Origin of the sequence: Rathayibacter sp. Leaf248 (assembly GCF_920939495.1) — a bacterium.
Classification (GTDB): Bacteria; Actinomycetota; Actinomycetes; order Actinomycetales; family Microbacteriaceae; genus Rathayibacter; species Rathayibacter caricis.
In genome coordinates, this window is record NZ_CAKLAV010000002.1 from 806,060 (window position 1) to 823,340 (window position 17,281).

The following is a 17,281-nucleotide window of genomic DNA, read 5'->3' on the forward strand; positions in this document are numbered from 1 at the left end:
ACTCGGACAGTGCCACTCAACGAGATCATCTCGGCGCTTTCGCGCGCCTCCACGTTCGACGACGCACTGGCGTACGCGGTGCGCGACGCCGACTTCTCCGTCACCGACGGCCTGCGGGTTCCGCTGCTCGCGGGGCTGCTCGAGCGCCGAGCGGAGGCGGGCCGGCCGCAGGCCGCACTCGTCGTGACCGCGACGGGTCGCGACTCCGAGAACGTCCGCGCCTCGCTCAGCTGCGTGATGCCCGACGCCGACGTCGTCGAGTTCCCCGCGTGGGAGACGCTGCCGCACGAACGGCTGAGCCCGAGCGCCGAGATCGTCGGCCGCCGCCTCGACGCGCTGCGGCGCATGAAGACCTGGACGGCCGAGAAGCCGCTGGTCGTCGTCGCCTCCGTCCGGGCCGCCCTGCAGCCGGTCGCCGACAACCTCGCCGACATCGCGCCGATCCGCCTGGTGAAGGGCACACGCGGCTACAACCTCGGCCGCATCTCGGCCGAGCTGGTCGACCTCGCCTACGCGCGCGTCGACATGGTCACGCGGCGCGGCGAGTTCGCCGTCCGCGGCGGCATCCTCGACGTCTTCCCCGCCGTGGCCGAGCACCCGAGCCGCATCGACTTCTTCGGCGACGAGGTCGACTCGATCCGCGCCTTCTCGGTGGCCGACCAGCGCTCGCTGCCCGGCGAGTCCGACTCCGTCGTGCTGCCGCCCAGCCGCGAGCTGCTGCTCGTCCCGGCGGTCCGCCAGCGTGCGCGCGAGATGCTGCACGAGTTCCCGAGCCTCTCGGCCATGCTCGCGAAGATCGCCGAGGGCATCCCCGTGGAGGGCATGGAGTCGCTCGCGCCGGCGCTGCTCGAGCGCCTCGTGCCGATCTCGCACTACCTCCCTGAGGGCGCGGCGGTGGCCGTGCTGGCCCCCGAGCGCGTCGCCACCCGCGCCATCAGCCTCGCCGAGACGAACCGCGAGTTCCTCCAGGCCGCCTGGAGCGCCGCGACCGCCGGAGCCGAGGCGCCGATCGACCTCGCCTCGGGCGAGTTCATCCCGCTGGGCGCCCTGCGCGACTCGGTGAAGTTCAGCGCCCCCGGCGCCGCCGCTCCCGACCACCCGTGGTGGACCATGAGCACCTTCCGCCAGGGCCCCGCCGCGGGCGAGGCCGAGGTTCTCCCGGAGGACCTGGGCATCGACGAGATCCTCGCCGTCCGCGTCGAGGGCGAGCCCGTGCCCGGCTTCGGCGCCAACGTCGAGGGAGCGCTCGCGCACGTCCGCTCGCGCCTCGCCGACGGCTGGACCGTCGTGCTGACCGCGCCCGGCACGGGCACCGTCGAGCGCACCGATCAGGTGCTCGCCGAGCACGAGGTCGCGGCACGCATCGTCGCCGATCTGCCCGGCGAGGTCGAGGCCGGTCTCGCCTACGTGCTCCAGGCCTCCGTCGACCACGGCTTCGAGGTCCCGGAGGCGAGGCTCGCGCTGCTCACCGACACCGAGTTCTACGGACGCACCGTCGGCTACGACTCCCGCGCGGTCAAGAAGCTCGCGTCGCGCCGCAAGAACGTCGTCGATCCGCTGCAGCTCACCCCCGGCGACCACGTCGTGCACGCCACGCACGGCATCGGGCGCTTCGTCGAGCTCTCGCAGCGCGAGGTCTCGAGCGGCGGACGCAACGCGGTGAAGACCAAGCGCGAGTACCTCGTGCTCGAGTACGCGCCCAGCAAGCGCGGCTTCCCCGGCGACAAACTCCTGGTGCCCACCGATCAGCTCGACCTGCTCTCGCGCTACGTCGGCGGAGAGGCGCCGGCGCTGAGCAAGATGGGCGGCAGCGACTGGGCCCAGGCCAAGAGCAAGGCGCGCCGCGCCGTCCGCGACATCGCCGTCGAGCTCGTGAAGCTCTACTCCGCCCGCATGGCATCGCCCGGCCACGCGTTCCCGCCGGACACCCCGTGGCAGCGTGAGCTCGAAGAGGCGTTCCCCTTCGCCGAGACGCCCGACCAGCTGACCGTGATCGACGAGGTGAAGGCCGACATGGAGCGGCCGATCCCGATGGACCGCCTGCTCTCGGGCGACGTGGGCTTCGGCAAGACCGAGGTCGCCGTGCGCGCCGCGTTCAAGGCGATCCAGGACGGCAAGCAGGTCGCGATGCTCGTGCCGACGACGCTGCTCGTGCGCCAGCACCTCGAGACCTTCCAGGAGCGCTTCGCCGGCTTCCCGGTGCACCTGCGCGCCCTGAGCCGCTTCCAGAGCGCGAAGGAGTCGAAGGAGACGATCGACGGACTGGCCGACGGCACCGTCGACATGGTCATCGCGACCCACCGCCTCCTCTCGGACAACATCGTCTTCAAAGACCTCGGCCTCCTCGTGATCGACGAGGAGCAGCGCTTCGGCGTCGAGCACAAGGAGAAGCTGAAGGCGCTGAAGAAGAACGTCGACATCCTCTCGATGAGCGCGACCCCCATCCCGCGCACCCTCGAGATGGCCGTCACGGGCATCCGCGAGATGTCGACGCTGGCGACCCCGCCCGAGGAGCGGCACCCGATCCTCACCTTCGTCGGCCCCTACTCCGAGAAGCAGGTCGGCGCCGCGATCCGCCGCGAGCTGCTCCGCGAGGGCCAGGTGTTCTTCGTGCACAACCGCGTCTCGACGATCAACCGAGTGGCCTCCCAGCTCGCCGAGCTGGTTCCGGAGGCGCGCATCGCGGTCGCGCACGGCAAGCTGAGCGAGGCGCAGCTCGAGCGCATCATCGTCGACTTCTGGGAGCGCAAGTTCGACGTCCTCGTCTCGACGACCATCGTCGAGACCGGCCTCGACATCCCCAACGCCAACACCCTCATCGTCGACCGAGCCGACAAGTACGGGCTCTCGCAGCTCCACCAGCTGCGCGGACGCGTGGGCCGCGGGCGCGAGCGCGCCTACGCCTACCTGCTCTACGACGAGACGAAGCCGCTCAGCGAGACGGCGCACGACCGTCTGCAGACCCTCGCCGCCAACACCGATCTCGGCGGCGGCATGCAGATCGCGCTGAAAGACCTCGAGATCCGCGGAGCGGGCAACCTGCTCGGCGGCGAGCAGTCCGGCCACATCCAGGGCGTCGGCTTCGACCTCTACCTGCGGATGATCGGCGAGGCCGTCGACACCTTCCGCGGCGACGTCGCCGAGGGCCAGACCGAGCTGCGGCTCGAGCTGCCCGTCGACGCGCGGATCCCGGAGGAGTACGTCGACAGCGAGCGGCTGCGCCTCGAGGCGTACCAGAAGCTCTCGGCCGCGTCCTCGCCCACCGCGAAGGAGGGCAGCGTCGAGCTGGTCGTCGAGGAGCTCACCGACCGCTACGGCGAGCTGCCCGAGGCGGTCGAGAACCTGATCCTCGTGTCACGCCTGCGGATGCGCGCCCAGAAGGCCGGGCTCAGCGACGTCGTCGCGATGGGTTCGAACGTCCGGGTCGCCCCGGCGCATCTCGCCGACTCGATCCAGGTCCGGCTGCGCCGGATGTACCCGAGCGCCAAGTACCTGCAGCAGGCGAACGCCGTGGTCGTGCCGATGCCCGTCATCGATGGCGTCCCGCTCAACGACCGCGCGCTCATCGACTGGGTCGCGAACCTGCTCGAGGCGCTCTTCCCCGAGCCGGCCGCGGTCGCGAGCTGACCGACCCCGAACGAAGGATCCACGATGACCGCACCCGCCGACCACTCCGTTCCGCCGCGCGTCCCCGCGCCCGACGAGCCGAGCATCCCCGAGCTCGAGGACGACGAGACGATCGCCCCGCGCCCCGAGGAGGAGGTCGCCGACCTCGGCCGCGCCGAGCCCGACCTCGACGACCACTCCTAGCCCGACGACTCTCCGTGAGAGGCCACTTCAGCACGCGACGCGTACCGGAGTGGCCTCTCGCGGCGGTCGTCAGTGCCCGAAGTGCGCCCGGACCTCCGCCTTCCAGCGGTCGCGGTCCTCGGCCGAGATGAACGCGGCGTCGAACGAGTTCAGTGCGAGCTGCTCGAGCTGCTCGTCGTCCATGCCGAGTTCCTCGACCAGCGCGCGGTAGTTCGCGTCGACGTAGCCGCCGAAGTAGGGCGGGTCGTCGCTCGACACCGTCGCGACGAGTCCCTGGCGCAGCATCTCGGGCAGCGGGTGGTCCTTCATCGTGTCCACCGCGCGCAGCGCCACGTTCGACAGCGGGCACACGGTGACCGGCACCTTCTGCACCCGCAGCATCGTCACGACGGCGGGGTCCTCCATCGCGCGGATCCCGTGGTCGATCCGCTCGACCTTCAGGAGCTCGAGGGTCGCGGCCACGGTCTCGGGCCCGCCCTCCTCACCGGCGTGGGCGACGAGGTGCAGCCCCTCGGCCGCGGCCCGCGCGTAGACGTCGACGAACAGCTCCGGTCCGAAGCCGACCTCGTTCGAGTCGAGCCCGACTCCGATGATGTGCTCGCGGTAGGGGAGGATCGCCGTCAGCATCTCGTCGGCCGCCTCGGCGCCCAGATCGCGCAGGAAGCACATGATGAGGTCGGTCGAGATCCCGTGCGTCTCCAGGCTCGCCCCGAGCGCGCGCGTGAGTCCGGCCATGACCGTCTCGAGCGCCACTCCGTTGCCCAGGTGCGTCTGCGGGTCGAAGAAGATCTCGGCGCGCCGCACGTTCGCGAGCTTCGCGCGGTCGAGGTAGCCGGTGGCCAGCTCGAAGAAGTCGCGCTCGGTCTTCAGCACGGTGAGGTTCGAGTAGTGCAGGTCGAGGAACGAGCCGAGGTCCGTGAACGCGTACCGGGCGCGGAGGGCGTCGATGTCCTCCGTCGGCAGCGCGACCCCGTTGCGGCGCGCCATCTCGACGATGTGCTCGGGCTCGATGGTGCCCTCGATGTGGATGTGCAGCTCGGCGCTCGGCGGCGCTCCTCGATCGAGGGGAGTGGTGTCGGGCACGGTGATCCTGTTCCGGGTCGCCGGATGCGCCCCGCGGTGACCCTAGCCGCATCGTGTTACGTCCCGATGACCGGCGGGTCTGGACTCCGCTGGCCGACGGATGCGGCGTGCGCAGTCCGCCGACAGGATGGGGGCATGCCGCTGCTCGCCCGCCGCCGCCGACCCGCGCCCGCGCCCTCCGACGCTCCGCTCGTCCGGCTCCGAGAAGTCGCCGTGCGGACGGCCGAGGCCGAGCTGCTCGCGCCGCTCTCGCTGGGGGTCGAGCCGGGCGAGGTCGTCGCCGTCACGGGCCCCAACGGCAGCGGGAAGACGACCCTGCTCCGCGTGATCGCCGGGCTCACCGCTCCCACCGCCGGCACCGCCGAGGTCGCGGGCGCTCCGGTCGACGAGCGCTCCCGCGAGCACCGCCGCCGCGTCGCCGCTCTCGTCGGCACCCCGCCGTTCGAGCGCGATCTCACCCTCGAGGAGCACCTCGCGATGGTCGCGCTGTCGTGGGGTGCGACGCTCGACGCAGCCCGCGAGGGTGCCGTCCAGGGCCTCGACTCCCTCGGACTCCTGGCCCTCGCCCGCCGCTTCCCGCACGAGCTCTCCTCGGGCCAGAGCCAGCTCGTCTCCCTCGCGCTCGTGCTCGCCCGACCGAGCGAGGTGCTCCTTCTCGACGAGCCGGAGCAGCGTCTCGACGTCGACCGCGTGCCGCTCGCGGTCGAGGTGCTGCGCGAGGCGGCACGCGATCGCGCGGTGCTCATCGCCACGCACAGCCTACTGGTGACCGACGGCCTCGCCACGCGCGAACTCCGGCTGGGTCGCCGATGAAACGGATCCGCGCGGTCCGCGCCCTGCATCGCTCCCGGTCCGATCATCGAGACCACGCCTACTCCGGCTACCTCGCCGCCCTCACCGTGCTGGTCGTCGTGCTGCCCGTGCTGCGCGCCCTCGCGCTGCTCGCCGGCGATCCGGCTCCGGCGCTCGCGGGCCTCGAGCTGCCGGTGGTCGTCGGAGTCGTCGCCGGGCTGCTCCTGCCCGCCGCGGTCCTCTTAGGCCGGGTCCGCGGCCCGGCGGTCGACGAGCCGCACCCCACCGCCGTGCTCCTCGACACCGACCTGCCCCGGCGCCTCGTCCTCCGCCGCCCCGTCGCGCTGTCGAGCGCGTCCGTCGTGCTCGCCGGCACCGGTGGCGCCGTCCTGATCGCGGTCGCGACGGAGTCGTCCCTGCCGCTCGCCGCCGTTGCGGGAGCCGCGGGCGCGGCGGTCCTCGCGGTCGCGTGGCTCGCCGGCGAGTGCCTCCCGCCGCGCTGGTCCGCCGGGCTGGCCGTGGCGACGGCCCTCGCTGTGCTGCTGCCCGTCGGGCCGGGAGTCGTCGTCTCGGCCGCGCTCACCGGGTCGGACCTCTCCGCCGCGATCGCCCTCGCCCTGTCCGCCTCCCTCGCGTTGGCCATGGTGCCGCGTCTGCTCGACGCCGTGCGCGGGCCGCTCGTGCTCGCTCAGTCCCGGCAGTGGCGTGCGACGCGCGACCGCGGTGCGATCGGCGAGGTCGCCGACGCGCTCGGGGGCTACCGGGCCCGCCCGCGCCGCCTCCGCGGGCTCTCCGCCGTGCGGATCGCACCGTTCGTCCTCGCCGTGCCGGTCCGCGATGCCGTGGGCGCGCTGCGCACGCCGGGCCGCTCTCTCGCGGGGGCCGCGGCCCTCGCCGCCTCCGGAGTCGCGCTCGCCGCGGCCGCCGTGGCGCCCCCGTCTCAGCTCGCCCTGCCCGCGGTGCTCGCCGGCGTCCTCGCGTACTGCGGAGCAGGTGTCTGGAGCGACGGCTTCCGGCACGCCGCCGCGACCGCCGGACAGCCCGCGCTCCTCGCCCCCGCCCCGCTCGACCTGCTCCTCCTGCACGGGATCCTGCCGCTCGTGCTGGCAGTCGGCCTGGTCGTGCTCGCCGCCGTCCTCTCCTCCGGCCCGTGGGCACCCGCCGCGGCCGTGGCCGTCGTCGCGGTCGCGGCGCGCGCGATGGACGCGACACGAGGCCCGCTGCCCCCGACCCTGCTCGGCCCGGTCCCGCTCCCGATCGGCGACGGCGCCGGTGCCGTCGTGCTGCTCTGGAACCTGGCCGGTGTGCTCGTGACGGGCGCCGCGGCCGTCGGAGTCGCGGCCGCCCCGGGTCTCGTCGCCGCCGTGCCGCCCGTGGTGCTCGCCTGCCTGCTCACTGCGCGGCGCCGCCTCGCCCGAGCCTGAGGAGCGCCGTCGGCCGCGGATGCGAGGATGGCCGGGTGACCGCGCATCCCCGGCTCGACGAGCTCATCCGCACCGTCCACGTCCTCCGCGCTCCGGGCGGCTGCCCGTGGGACGCCGAGCAGACCCACGAGTCGCTCGTGCGCTACCTGATCGAGGAGTCGCACGAACTCGTCGACGCCATCGAGGCGGGCGACCGGGACGACCTCATCGAGGAGCTGGGCGACGTGCTCTACCAGGTGTTCTTCCACGCCGATCTCGCCGCCGACGGAGCCGAGCCCTTCACGATCGAGGACGTCGCGGCGCACATGAACGCCAAGATGATCGGCCGCCACCCGCACGTCTTCGGCGACGCGACCGCCGAGACCGCCGACGACGTGATCGCGGTCTGGGACGAGCTGAAGCGGACCGAGAAGCCGCACCGCACCAGTGTCCTCGACGGCGTTCCGCAGGGCATGCCCGCGCTCGCCCTCGCCGACAAGGTGATCGGCAAGGCGACGACCCTCGGCATCGTCGACGCGGGGGAGGGGCCGCTGCCGATCGAGTCCGAGGACGACTTAGGCCCCCTGCTGCTCGCGATCGTCGCCTCCGCTCGGGCGCAGGGCCTGGACGCCGAGCGGGCCCTCCGCACCGCGACCCGCGACCTGCAGGACGAGATCCGGGCCGTCGAGCGCGAGCGCGCCGCCGACTAGCCGCGGTCAGGCGACGCGGCGCCCCTTCGGCAGCCGCGCCGCCGGCGTGGCCGTCCGCCGGATCGCTCCGAGCACCAGTCCGACCGCGAGCACCAGTTGCAGAGCGAGGCCGACGAACCACGACGGCACCGTCTCGGCGAACGTCTCCGCGGGCCCGCGGTACCCCTGCTCCGACGCCCCGGTGCAGTCGATCTCGACCTCCAGCTCCGGCGGGATCTGCGCCTGGCGGACCCCGAGCGCGATGCTCCCGAACAGGTCGGAGGGCTGCCCGTAGGCATCGAGCTGCGGAGGCACCGCGTCGGCGAGGACGACGAACGGATTGAGCGCCAGCAGCCCCCAGTAGTGGTCGTAGCGCGGAATGACGCTGTCGTACGCCGAGCCGCACGAGGGATCGGGGTTCCCCTCGCCGTCGACGAAGACGGTGCGGGTCTCGGACGTCGTCACCGTCGTGAGGAGGCCGAACGCGATCAGCGATCCGACGCTCAGCGCCGCGACCACGAGGTAGGTGGTGACCACCGACATCAGCGGCCGATCGAGGATCCCGCTGAGCCCCACTCCGATCGCCGCCACCACCCCGAGCTGCACGGCCAGCACGAGCACCGAGACGAGCGCCGAGACCGCCGAGACGCCCCCCACCAGCACCGCCACGAGCAGGAACGGCAGCGTGCTGACGAGGAACGCGAGGGCGACCAGCCAGGCCGAGGCGAGCTTGCCGAGCACGAGCTGCGGAGTGGTCAGGAGCGTCACCTGCATCGTCGCCAGCGTTCCCGCATCGCGCTCGCCGTTGATCGCGGCGCCGGACAGCGCGGGCGTGACCAGGCTGCCCAGCAGCAGCACGAAGTAGACGAGGACGGAGTAGATCCAGCCGCCGACCTGGGCGCCGCTGCCCGACAGGACGCCGCTCGCGACGACGAGGAGACCGGTGACGGCTCCGACCAGAAGGAAGAACAGTCCGAGCAGCACGAAGGACGAGACACCGCGGACGCGCTGGGCGAGCTCGAGCCGGACGACGAGGCCCGCGCCCCGGAGGAACGGGAGCGCGCGGAGGGGCTCGGGAGCGGTCGTCGTGGTCATCGTGTCGACTCCTCGGTGCTGGATCGCCGCAGGTCGGCGAAGGTGTGCTCGAGCTCCCCGACGGCCGGGGCGAAGCGGCTGACCGCGACCCCCGCGCCGACGAGCGCGGCGAGGAGGGCCGCCGCGGCCGCGTCGTCGGCGACGGGCACGAGCACCGCGTCGCGATCCTCCCGGGCGGTGGCGCCCGTCACCCGCGCGACGAGACCGGCGAGCTCGCGCCCCCCGATCGACACCGCCTCGATGCGCCAGGTGCGGAGCGATCCGGCCGCGTGCGAGACCGCCTCCTGCGACGCCGTGGTGCCGGAGTCGAGGAACACGGCCGCATCGGCCATCTCGTCGAGCTCGGCGAGCACGTGGCTGGAGACGAGCACCGTCCGTCCCTCGTCCGCGAGCCGCAGGACGAGGTCGCGCAGAGCGATCCGCGCGCCGGGCTCCAGGCCCGACGCCGGCTCGTCGAGCACGAGGACGGCGGGGTCGTGCACGAGCGCCCGCGCGAGGCTCAGGCGCTGCTTCTGCCCGCGAGACAGCACGCGCGTGGGCCGGTCGGCGAGCTCGACCAGATCGACCAGGCCGAGCAGCTCGTCGGCGCGCGCCTCGGCGTCGGCGCGGGGCAGTCCGTAGAGCATGCCGGTGGTGCGCAGCGTCGCCCGCGAGGTCAGAGCCGCCCAGGAGCCGAGCACGTCGGGCATCCAGCCGAGCGACGCGCGCACGGCGGCCGGTTCGGCGACCGGGTCGTGCCCGGCCACGAGCAGTCGCCCCGCGTCGGGCCGGAGGAGCGTGGCGAGCAGGAGCATGAGCGTGGTCTTGCCCGCTCCGTTGGGGCCGACCAGCGCGGTCACCTCGCCGGGGCGCGCTTCGAAGGTCGCGTTCCGCACGGCGTGCACGGACCCGAAGGAGCGCGAGACGCCCTCGGCGACGATGCCGCCGATCCCGGATCCGGCGCGGAAACCGCGGCGCACCGCGTCGGGCACGTCGTCGTAGCGGGCGAACCCGTCCTGGTCGAAGTCGTGCTGGTCCGCGTGCATCCGGTCCCCGTCCGTCGCCGCCCGGAGGTCCCCTCGACCGTCCGGGCGCGGCGAGCCTAGCCGACGCCCGTGTCGGACGGCTCGGCGGCGCCGGGCGCGCGTCCGGTGGTCTGGGAGAATCGTCCCCATGGCCTCCTCGATCACCCCGCCCCGCGGCATGCGCGACTTCCTCCCGGCCGACAAGGCGAAGCGCGAGCACGCGCTCTCGGTCATCCGCCGCGTCTACGCGTCGCACGGCTTCGACGAGATCGAGACGCCGGTCGTCGAGGACTTCGAGCGCCTGCACTCGGGGCTCGGCGGCGACAACGAGAAGCTCGCCTTCAGCGTGCTGCGCCGCGGCCTCTCGCACGAGGACCTCGCGGCGGCCGCCGACTCCGACGACCCGTCGGCGCTCGCCGACTTGGGGCTCCGCTTCGACCTCACGGTTCCGCTCGCCCGCTTCTACGCGACGCACCGCGCCGAGCTCCCCACCGTGTTCCGCTCGGTGCAGATCGCTCCGGTCTGGCGCGCCGAGCGCCCGCAGAAGGGCCGCTACCGCCAGTTCGTGCAGTGCGACATCGACATCATCGGAGAGCCCGGCCAGCTGGCCGAGGTCGAGCTGATCACGGCGACCGCCTCGGCACTCGACACGCTGGGCCTGCGCGACTGCACCATCCGCATCAACGACCGCCGGCTCCTCCTGGGCATCCTCGAGCACTGCGGATTCGCTCCCGAGCGCTTCCCGCAGGCCCTCATCTCGATCGACAAGCTCGACAAGATCGGCGCCGCGGGCGTCGTCGCCGAGCTCGACGCCGACGGTCCCGACGCCGCGGCCGTGCTCGGCGGCTACCTCGCGCGCATCGAGGACGCCGTCGCCGCAGGGGGAGTGCCGATGGAGGAGTCCGCGATCCTCGCGATCCTGCCCGAGGGCGTGGACCCCGAGGCGGTGCTGGCCCTCGAGACCCTGGCCCGCGCGCTGCGCTCCCTGCCGGACGGCGTCTCCCTCCGCTTCGACCCCACGCTCGTGCGGGGCATGGGCTACTACACCGGCACGATCTTCGAGATCGCGCACCCGTCCTCCGGCTCCTCGGTCGGCGGAGGCGGCCGCTACGACGGCATGATCGGCCGGTTCCTGGGCCAGGACGTCCCCGCATGCGGCTTCTCGATCGGCTTCGAGCGCATCGTCGAGCTGATCGACGTGCCCGTCGCCGAGCGCCCCGACGCGGTGGTGCTCGTCCACGAGCGCGACGCCGCACCGGAGGCGCTGCTCGCGCTGAAGCAGGCGCTGATCGCCCAGGGCTCCCGGGTCCGGCTGGAGCGCCGCAGCAAGAACCTCACTCCGCTGCTCGACCGCGCGACGGCCGCGGGCTTCACCCGCTTCGCCCTCGTGCCCCGGGAAGCGGCCGGGCTCGACTCCCTGTCGTTCAAGCCCCTGGGCTGAGCGCGCGGGGCCTGAGAGTCGTCTCACCCGATCCGCCGGGGTCGACGCGTTCCGTGGCGCGATCCTTGGCGGATCCGTGAGAGCCTTAATACCCGCGAAATCTGCGGACACACCCGAGAAATCTCCCGAGGATAGCGTCGAGGCACCCGATCGGCGCGACTTGGCGCGCCTGGACGGGTACCACGCCGCCACCCGCGCACCACAGCAGCAGCATCACCGCGGCCGCGTCCTGCAGCCCGACGATCTCGACCCGAGGAGTCCCCCTTGACCCTGTCGCCCTTCCGCACCCCGGCCTTCGACCGCCGCAGCCTCCTCCGCATGGCGGGGGTCGCCGGCCTCGCGATCGGCGGCGCGTCCGTCCTCGCCTCCTGCGCCTCCGACTCCTCGGCCTCCACCGGCGGGTCCGGTGAGGGCGGGGACCTCGGCACCTTGAAGGTCCAGCTCTCCTGGATCAAGAACGAGGAGTTCTCGGGCGAGTTCTTCGCCGACTCCAAGGGCTACTACACCGACGCCGGCCTCTCGGGAGTGACCCTGACCGCGGGCCCCTCGACCGGCACCGCCGAGCTGCTCTCCGGCTCCGCCGATGTCGCGCTGAGCGACGCCGTCTCGGTCGGCACCGTGATCGCCCAGCAGGAGGCGCCGCTGAAGATCATCGGCGCGACCTTCCAGAAGAACCCCTTCACGGTCCTCTCCATCGCGACCGCGGGCAACATCGCGACCCCGGCCGACATGGCCGGCAAGAAGATCGGCGTCCAGGCGTCGAACACCTCGCTGTTCCAGGCGCTCCTCGCCGCCAACGGGCTCTCGGAGTCGGACCTCACCGTCGTCCCCGTCGAGTACGACCCCTCGGTCCTCATCAACGGCACGGTCGACGGCTTCATCGCCTACCTGACCAACGAGTCGATCACCGTCGCGAACGAGGGCTACGAGGTCGTCAACCTGCCCTTCGCCGACAACGGGCTCCCGTTCGTCGCCGAGACCTTCACGGTCACCGACCAGACGATCGCGGAGAAGCGCGACGCGATCAAGGCGTTCCTCGTCGCGGAGATCAAGGGCTGGTCCGACGCGGTCAAGGACCCGGAGGCGGGCGCGATGCTCGCCATCGAGGACTACGGCAAGGACCTCGGCCTCGACGAGGCCTCCTCGAAGGAGGGCGCCACGATCCAGGCCGAGCAGCTCGTCGTCTCGGACGACACCGTCGCCAACGGCCTCTTCACGATCTCGGACGAGCTGCAGAGCGAGACCATCGCGTCCCTCGCCGGCGCCGGCATCGACATCTCGGCGGACGACCTCTTCGACATGACCCTCCTCGCCGAGGTCTACGAGGAGAACCCCGAGCTCGTCGACTACACCGCCTGATCCGGCACTGATCCACCTCCACGAAGGGCACCACCCGTGACCGACACGACCGACGCCGGCATCCTGCGCGAGCAGGATGCCGGCGGCACCGGTATCCAGATCCACGGCCTGTCGAAGACGTTCCGGATGGGCGCCCGCAGCGTCACGGCGCTGCAGGACACCGATCTGCACACCGATCAGGGCAGCTTCCTCGCACTGCTGGGCCCCTCGGGATGCGGCAAGTCGACGATCCTCCGCATCCTCGCGGGGCTGGAGGAGCCGACGTCCGGCTCCATCCGCGTCGACGGCCGCACCCCGAAGGAGTTGCGCCGCGACAACAAGCTCGGCATCGCCTTCCAGGACCACGCGCTCCTCCCGTGGCGCAGCGTCATGTCGAACATCCGCCTCCCGTTCGAGATCGCGGGCAAGTCGGTCGACCAGTCCTACATCGACGAGCTCATCGACCTCGTCGGCCTCCGCGGGTTCGAGAAGGCCAAGCCCGCGCAGCTCTCGGGAGGCATGCGCCAGCGCGTCTCGATCGCGCGCTGCCTCATCCTCAAGCCCGAGGTGCTCCTGCTCGACGAGCCGTTCGGCGCGCTCGACGACATGACGCGGCAGAAGCTCAACCTCGAGCTGCTGCGCATCTGGACCGAGAAGCCCGCCACCACGCTGCTCGTCACGCACGGCATCTCGGAGGCGATCTTCCTGTCCGACCGCGTCGCCGTGATGAGCCCGCGGCCGGGTCGGGTGAAGGAGATCATCGACATCGACCTCCCGCGCCCGCGCACCCCCGAGATGCAGCGCACGCCCGAGTTCCACGCGTACGTCGACCAGGCGTCCGAGCTCCTGTTCGGCGACGGCGGCGCGGCCGCCGACGACCACTAGGAGGGCCGCATGGCCACGGCTTCCCCCGCTCCCGCCGTCGAGCGGCGCTCCTTCTCGCTCCCGCCCTGGGCCGCCGGGCTCCTCGGCGTGCTGGGCATCGTCGCCGTCTGGTGGGTGATCGCGCTCGTCAGCGCGCCGACCGGCTCCTCGACCTACGCCGTGGTGCCCACTCCGGTGCAGGTCGTGCAGGTGGCGATCGACGACGGATTCGGCTTCTACTGGCGCAACTTCTCCGTCACGATCGGCGAGGCGGCGGTCGGCTACTTCTGGGGCAACCTCCTCGCCCTGGTGCTCTCGGCTCTCGTCCTCGTCGTGCCGTGGCTGGAGGGGGTCGTGTCGCAGCTCGCGGTCGTCACCTACTGCGTCCCGATCGTCGCCATCGGCACGCTCGTCCTCCTCATCATGGGCGGCGCCGAGGCTCCCGGTCTGCCCAGCGCGACCGCGGTGTTCCTCGCCGGCCTCTCCGTCTTCTTCACCACCGTGGTCGGCAGCCTCCTCGGGCTGAAAGCCGCCGACAAGGCGTCGCTCGACGTGGTCACGGTCTACGGAGGCACGAAGTTCACGCAGCTGCGCAAGGTGCGGATCATCGCGGCGCTCCCCAACATCCTGTCGGCGCTGCAGATCGCGGTCCCCGCGGCGTTCCTCGGCGCGATCCTGGGGGAGTACTTCGGCAAGATCGAGACCGGCGTCGGGCCGATCCTGGTCGCCGCGCAGGTCTCGCTCAACTCGCCCCGCGTCTGGGCGCTCTTCCTGCTCTGCGCGGGCGTCGCGCTCCTGGGCTACGGCATCGTCGGACTGATCGGCCGCCTCGTCGCGCCCTGGTCCTCCGGAAAGCAGGCGTGATCATGACCCTCACCCGAGGCAGGACCGAGCAGTCCACCGAGACGTCGATCCTCGCGGTCGACGAGCTCCGCCGTCAGCTGCGCTCCGCCGCACTCGGAGCGACCCTCAAGAGCCTGCGCAAGAGCGCGCTGATCGCGCTGTCGACGATCGTGATCGTCCTCGCGATCTGGATCGGCGTGATCCTCTTCAGCGGGGTCTCTCCCTACGTGATCAAGGGCCCGTGGGACGTCTGGGACCACCTGGTGGCCGGCGAGGGCGCGGCCGAGCACCGCGCCGAGCTGGGTGCGCTCTTCGCGGTCACCCTCTGGGACTCCTTCATCGGCTTCGCCGCGGGACTCGTGGTGGCGATCCTCATCGCGATCCTCTTCCGGCTGTCCAAGGGCGTCGAGCACGCCCTCATGCCGTTCGCTCTCCTGCTGCGCTCGGTGCCGCTCATCGCGATGGCGCCGCTGATCATCCTGGTCTTCGGCCAGGGCACGATCGCCTCCGTGGCCGTCGTCGGCGGCATCGTGGTGCTGTTCCCCGCGCTGGTCACGATCGCGTTCGGCCTGAACAACGCGTCGCCGCAGATGCTCGACGTGGTCTCGGTCTACGGAGGATCCACCCTCACCGCGATCCGCAAGGTCGCGATCCCCGGTGCCCTCCCGTCGCTGTTCGCCGCGATCCGGGTCTCGGTGCCCGGCGCCATCACGGGCGCCCTGCTGGCCGAGTGGCTGTCGACCGGCAACGGCATCGGCGGCTCGATCTCGGCCTGGTCGGCGCAGGCCCGCTTCGACGACGTCTGGTCTGCGGTCGTGCTCGTCACCGGCGTCTCGCTGGTGCTCTACATGGTCGTGCAGGTCGTCGAGACCTTCGTGCTCTCGCGGATGTCGCTCTCGCTGAACTGAGGCGGCGCGCGGAGTCAGACGGTGACGAGCGCGTCCACCCGGCTGCCCGCGAGCAGCTCGCGGCCGCCGAGGCCGTCGAGCTCCATCACCACGGCGATGCCCTCGAGGCTCCAGCCGGCCCGCGCGATGAGGCGGCGGCTCGCATCGAGGGTGCCGCCGGTCGCGAGCACGTCGTCGACGAGCAGGAGGCGCGCGCCCTTCGGCGCCGCGTCCTCGTGCACCTCGAGCGTGGTCGTGCCGTACTCGAGTGTCGCGTCCTCGCGCAGGAGGGCGCGGGGGAGCTTGCCGGGCTTGCGGATGGTGACGACGCCGAGGCCGGCCGAGTAGGCGGCCGCCGCCGCGAGCAGGAAGCCGCGGGCCTCCACTCCGGCGATCGCGTCGATCCGGCCGCGGTAGGGCTCGAGCAGGGCGTCGGCGACCGCCCGCAGCGCCTCGCCGTCGCCGAAGACCGGAGTGAGATCGCGGAACAGGATGCCGGGCTCGGGGAAGTCCGGGACGACCTCCGTGAGGCGCTCGACGAGGGCGGCGGCGGTGCTGGTCACGGGATCCTCCGGGGGGCTCGGGCGGCGCGGTGCGCCGACGTGGGCGCCGTCGCCGCCGGCTCGGGTGCAGGGCCCTGGAAGTCTACGCACGCCCGGCGTTCCCCTCCCGTTCGAAGGCGGTCAGTAGACTCCTTCCCGACCGCTCCCACCCTCCGGGAGCGCACCCGTCAAGAGGAGATAGTTGTGGCCCTTATCGAGGCAGTCGTCGCCCGAGAAATTCTGGACTCCCGTGGCAACCCCACGGTCGAGGTCGAGGTCCTGCTCGAGGACGGCGCGTCCTCGCGTGCGGCCGTGCCGTCGGGCGCGTCCACCGGGGCCTTCGAGGCCTACGAGCTGCGCGACGGCGACTCCGAGCGCTACCTCGGCAAGGGCGTGCAGAAGGCCGTCGACGCCGTCATCGACGAGATCGGCCCGGCCATCGAGGGCTTCGACGCCACCGACCAGCGCCTCGTCGACGCCGAGCTGATCGAGCTCGACGGCACCGAGAACAAGTCGCGCCTGGGCGCGAACGCGATCCTGGGCGTCAGCCTCGCCGTCGCGAAGGCCGCCGCGCAGTCGGCCGACCTCGACCTCTTCCGCTACGTCGGCGGCCCGAACGCGCACACGCTGCCCGTGCCGCTGATGAACATCATCAACGGAGGCGCGCACGCCGACACCGGCGTCGACATCCAGGAGTTCATGGCGGTGCCGCTCGGCGCCGAGTCCTTCTCGGAGGGCCTGCGCTGGGGCGTCGAGATCTACCACGCCCTCAAGGCGCAGCTGAAGAAGGCCGGCTTCGCCACGGGCCTGGGCGACGAGGGCGGCTTCGCCCCCGACCTGCCCACCAACCGCGAGGCGCTCGACTTCATCCTCAAGGCCGTCGAGGCGGCCGGCTTCACGCCCGGCAAGGACATCGGACTCGCGCTCGACGTGGCCTCCTCCGAGTTCTACAACGACGGCGCCTACACGTTCGAGGGCAAGAAGCTCACCGCGGAGGAGCTCTCGGCGTACTACGCGGACCTCGTCGCGAACTACCCGCTGGTCTCCATCGAGGACCCGCTGGACGAGGACGACTGGGCCGGCTGGACCCACCTCACCGCCGAGATCGGCGACAAGGTGCAGCTCGTCGGAGACGACCTCTACGTCACGAACCCCGTGCGCCTGGCCCGCGGCATCGCCGAGAAGGCCGGCAACTCGATCCTCGTGAAGGTCAACCAGATCGGCACGCTCACCGAGACGCTCGACGCCGTGGCGCTCGCCCAGCGCAGCGGCATGACCGCGATCCTCTCGCACCGCTCCGGCGAGACCGAGGACACCACCATCGCCGACCTCGCGGTCGCGGTGGACGGCGGCCAGATCAAGACGGGCGCCCCGGCCCGCTCGGACCGCGTCGCGAAGTACAACCAGCTGCTGCGCATCGAGGAGATCCTGGGAGGTGCGGCGACCTACGCGGGTCGCTCCGCCTTCCCGCGCTTCTCGGCGTAGCCTCG

At 72.2% G+C, this 17,281-nt stretch carries 15 protein-coding genes; 11 read left to right on the top strand and 4 right to left on the bottom strand.

The genetic code is table 11. The annotated features are described in order from the left end of the window. The first annotated feature begins 9 nt into the window (after positions 1-9). A complete protein-coding gene (mfd, locus tag LRG51_RS16775) occupies positions 10-3,627 on the top strand; it encodes a transcription-repair coupling factor (protein ID WP_230673825.1) in 3,618 nt (1,205 codons plus the stop codon). A 24-nt stretch (positions 3,628-3,651) separates the two neighbouring features. Continuing rightward, positions 3,652-3,810, top strand: coding sequence for a hypothetical protein (locus tag LRG51_RS16780; RefSeq protein ID WP_157603191.1), 159 nt, complete (start codon positions 3,652-3,654; stop codon positions 3,808-3,810). Between the two features lie 69 nt (positions 3,811-3,879). Here LRG51_RS16780 and LRG51_RS16785 read toward each other — a convergent pair whose 3' ends face one another. Then, positions 3,880-4,893 carry an adenosine deaminase gene (locus tag LRG51_RS16785; protein WP_107575547.1) on the bottom strand — a complete coding sequence of 338 codons (1,014 nt, stop codon included), beginning with the start codon at positions 4,891-4,893 and terminating at the stop codon, positions 3,880-3,882. A gap of 135 nt (positions 4,894-5,028) precedes the next feature. Here LRG51_RS16785 and LRG51_RS16790 point away from each other — a divergent pair, with 135 nt between their 5' ends. From LRG51_RS16790 to LRG51_RS16800, 3 genes are read left to right on the top strand one after another with little or no spacing between them, the layout of a single operon-like run. Then, on the top strand, positions 5,029-5,706 hold the full coding sequence (locus LRG51_RS16790; protein ID WP_230673827.1) for an ABC transporter ATP-binding protein: 678 nt from the start codon (positions 5,029-5,031) through the stop codon (positions 5,704-5,706). After that, complete coding sequence (locus tag LRG51_RS16795) at positions 5,703-7,109, top strand: hypothetical protein (RefSeq protein WP_230673830.1); 1,407 nt, start codon at positions 5,703-5,705, stop codon at positions 7,107-7,109. Before LRG51_RS16790 ends, LRG51_RS16795 begins: the two co-directional genes overlap by 4 nt. A gap of 35 nt (positions 7,110-7,144) precedes the next feature. After that, positions 7,145-7,798: a MazG family protein gene (locus LRG51_RS16800; RefSeq protein WP_230673833.1), complete on the top strand. Its 654-nt coding sequence runs from the start codon at positions 7,145-7,147 to the stop codon at positions 7,796-7,798. Between the two features lie 6 nt (positions 7,799-7,804). Here the strand turns inward: LRG51_RS16800 and LRG51_RS16805 are convergent, their stop codons facing one another. Together LRG51_RS16805 and LRG51_RS16810 are read right to left on the bottom strand one after the other, a co-directional pair. Next, a complete protein-coding gene (locus tag LRG51_RS16805) occupies positions 7,805-8,872 on the bottom strand; it encodes an ABC transporter permease (RefSeq protein WP_230673836.1) in 1,068 nt (355 codons plus the stop codon). Next, positions 8,869-9,897 carry an ABC transporter ATP-binding protein gene (locus LRG51_RS16810; RefSeq protein WP_230673839.1) on the bottom strand — a complete coding sequence of 343 codons (1,029 nt, stop codon included), beginning with the start codon at positions 9,895-9,897 and terminating at the stop codon, positions 8,869-8,871. Before LRG51_RS16810 ends, LRG51_RS16805 begins: the two co-directional genes overlap by 4 nt. 127 nt (positions 9,898-10,024) lie before the next feature. Here LRG51_RS16810 and hisS point away from each other — a divergent pair, with 127 nt between their 5' ends. From hisS to LRG51_RS16835, 5 genes are all read left to right on the top strand, one after another. Next, on the top strand, positions 10,025-11,317 hold the full coding sequence (gene hisS / locus LRG51_RS16815; protein WP_230673842.1) for a histidine--tRNA ligase: 1,293 nt from the start codon (positions 10,025-10,027) through the stop codon (positions 11,315-11,317). Between the two features lie 264 nt (positions 11,318-11,581). Next, a complete protein-coding gene (locus LRG51_RS16820) occupies positions 11,582-12,676 on the top strand; it encodes an ABC transporter substrate-binding protein (protein ID WP_230673845.1) in 1,095 nt (364 codons plus the stop codon). Between the two features lie 126 nt (positions 12,677-12,802). Then, positions 12,803-13,540 carry an ABC transporter ATP-binding protein gene (locus LRG51_RS16825; RefSeq protein WP_082481620.1) on the top strand — a complete coding sequence of 246 codons (738 nt, stop codon included), beginning with the start codon at positions 12,803-12,805 and terminating at the stop codon, positions 13,538-13,540. Between the two features lie 9 nt (positions 13,541-13,549). Then, positions 13,550-14,383, top strand: a complete 834-nt coding sequence (locus LRG51_RS16830; protein ID WP_055793724.1) for an ABC transporter permease — start codon at positions 13,550-13,552, stop codon at positions 14,381-14,383. A gap of 2 nt (positions 14,384-14,385) precedes the next feature. Then, positions 14,386-15,270 (top strand): ABC transporter permease, encoded by an 885-nt coding sequence (locus tag LRG51_RS16835; RefSeq protein ID WP_230673847.1) that lies wholly within the window; start codon positions 14,386-14,388, stop codon positions 15,268-15,270. A 14-nt stretch (positions 15,271-15,284) separates the two neighbouring features. On the opposite strand, the gene LRG51_RS16840 is transcribed toward LRG51_RS16835, so the two are convergent. Then, the gene (locus tag LRG51_RS16840; RefSeq protein ID WP_230673850.1) at positions 15,285-15,812 is read right to left on the bottom strand and encodes an adenine phosphoribosyltransferase; all 528 of its coding nucleotides are present in this window, start codon (positions 15,810-15,812) and stop codon (positions 15,285-15,287) included. A gap of 183 nt (positions 15,813-15,995) precedes the next feature. Between LRG51_RS16840 and eno the strand changes: the two genes are divergently transcribed. Next, positions 15,996-17,276: a phosphopyruvate hydratase gene (gene eno / locus LRG51_RS16845; RefSeq protein WP_055793720.1), complete on the top strand. Its 1,281-nt coding sequence runs from the start codon at positions 15,996-15,998 to the stop codon at positions 17,274-17,276. The last annotated feature ends 5 nt before the right edge of the window (positions 17,277-17,281 follow it).

Bases quoted from the DNA above. Each gene is read 5' to 3' on its own strand.
- LRG51_RS16830 (WP_055793724.1), top strand. From the start codon at position 13,550: ATGGCCACGGCTTCCCCCGCTCCCGCCGTCGAGCGGCGCTCCTTCTCG.
- hisS (WP_230673842.1), top strand. From the start codon at position 10,025: ATGGCCTCCTCGATCACCCCGCCCCGCGGCATGCGCGACTTCCTCCCG.
- LRG51_RS16805 (WP_230673836.1), bottom strand. From the start codon at position 8,872: ATGACCACGACGACCGCTCCCGAGCCCCTCCGCGCGCTCCCGTTCCTC.
- LRG51_RS16810 (WP_230673839.1), bottom strand. From the start codon at position 9,897: ATGCACGCGGACCAGCACGACTTCGACCAGGACGGGTTCGCCCGCTAC.
- LRG51_RS16790 (WP_230673827.1), top strand. From the start codon at position 5,029: ATGCCGCTGCTCGCCCGCCGCCGCCGACCCGCGCCCGCGCCCTCCGAC.
- LRG51_RS16825 (WP_082481620.1), top strand. From the start codon at position 12,803: ATGGGCGCCCGCAGCGTCACGGCGCTGCAGGACACCGATCTGCACACC.
- LRG51_RS16835 (WP_230673847.1), top strand. From the start codon at position 14,386: ATGACCCTCACCCGAGGCAGGACCGAGCAGTCCACCGAGACGTCGATC.
- LRG51_RS16795 (WP_230673830.1), top strand. From the start codon at position 5,703: ATGAAACGGATCCGCGCGGTCCGCGCCCTGCATCGCTCCCGGTCCGAT.
- LRG51_RS16780 (WP_157603191.1), top strand. From the start codon at position 3,652: ATGACCGCACCCGCCGACCACTCCGTTCCGCCGCGCGTCCCCGCGCCC.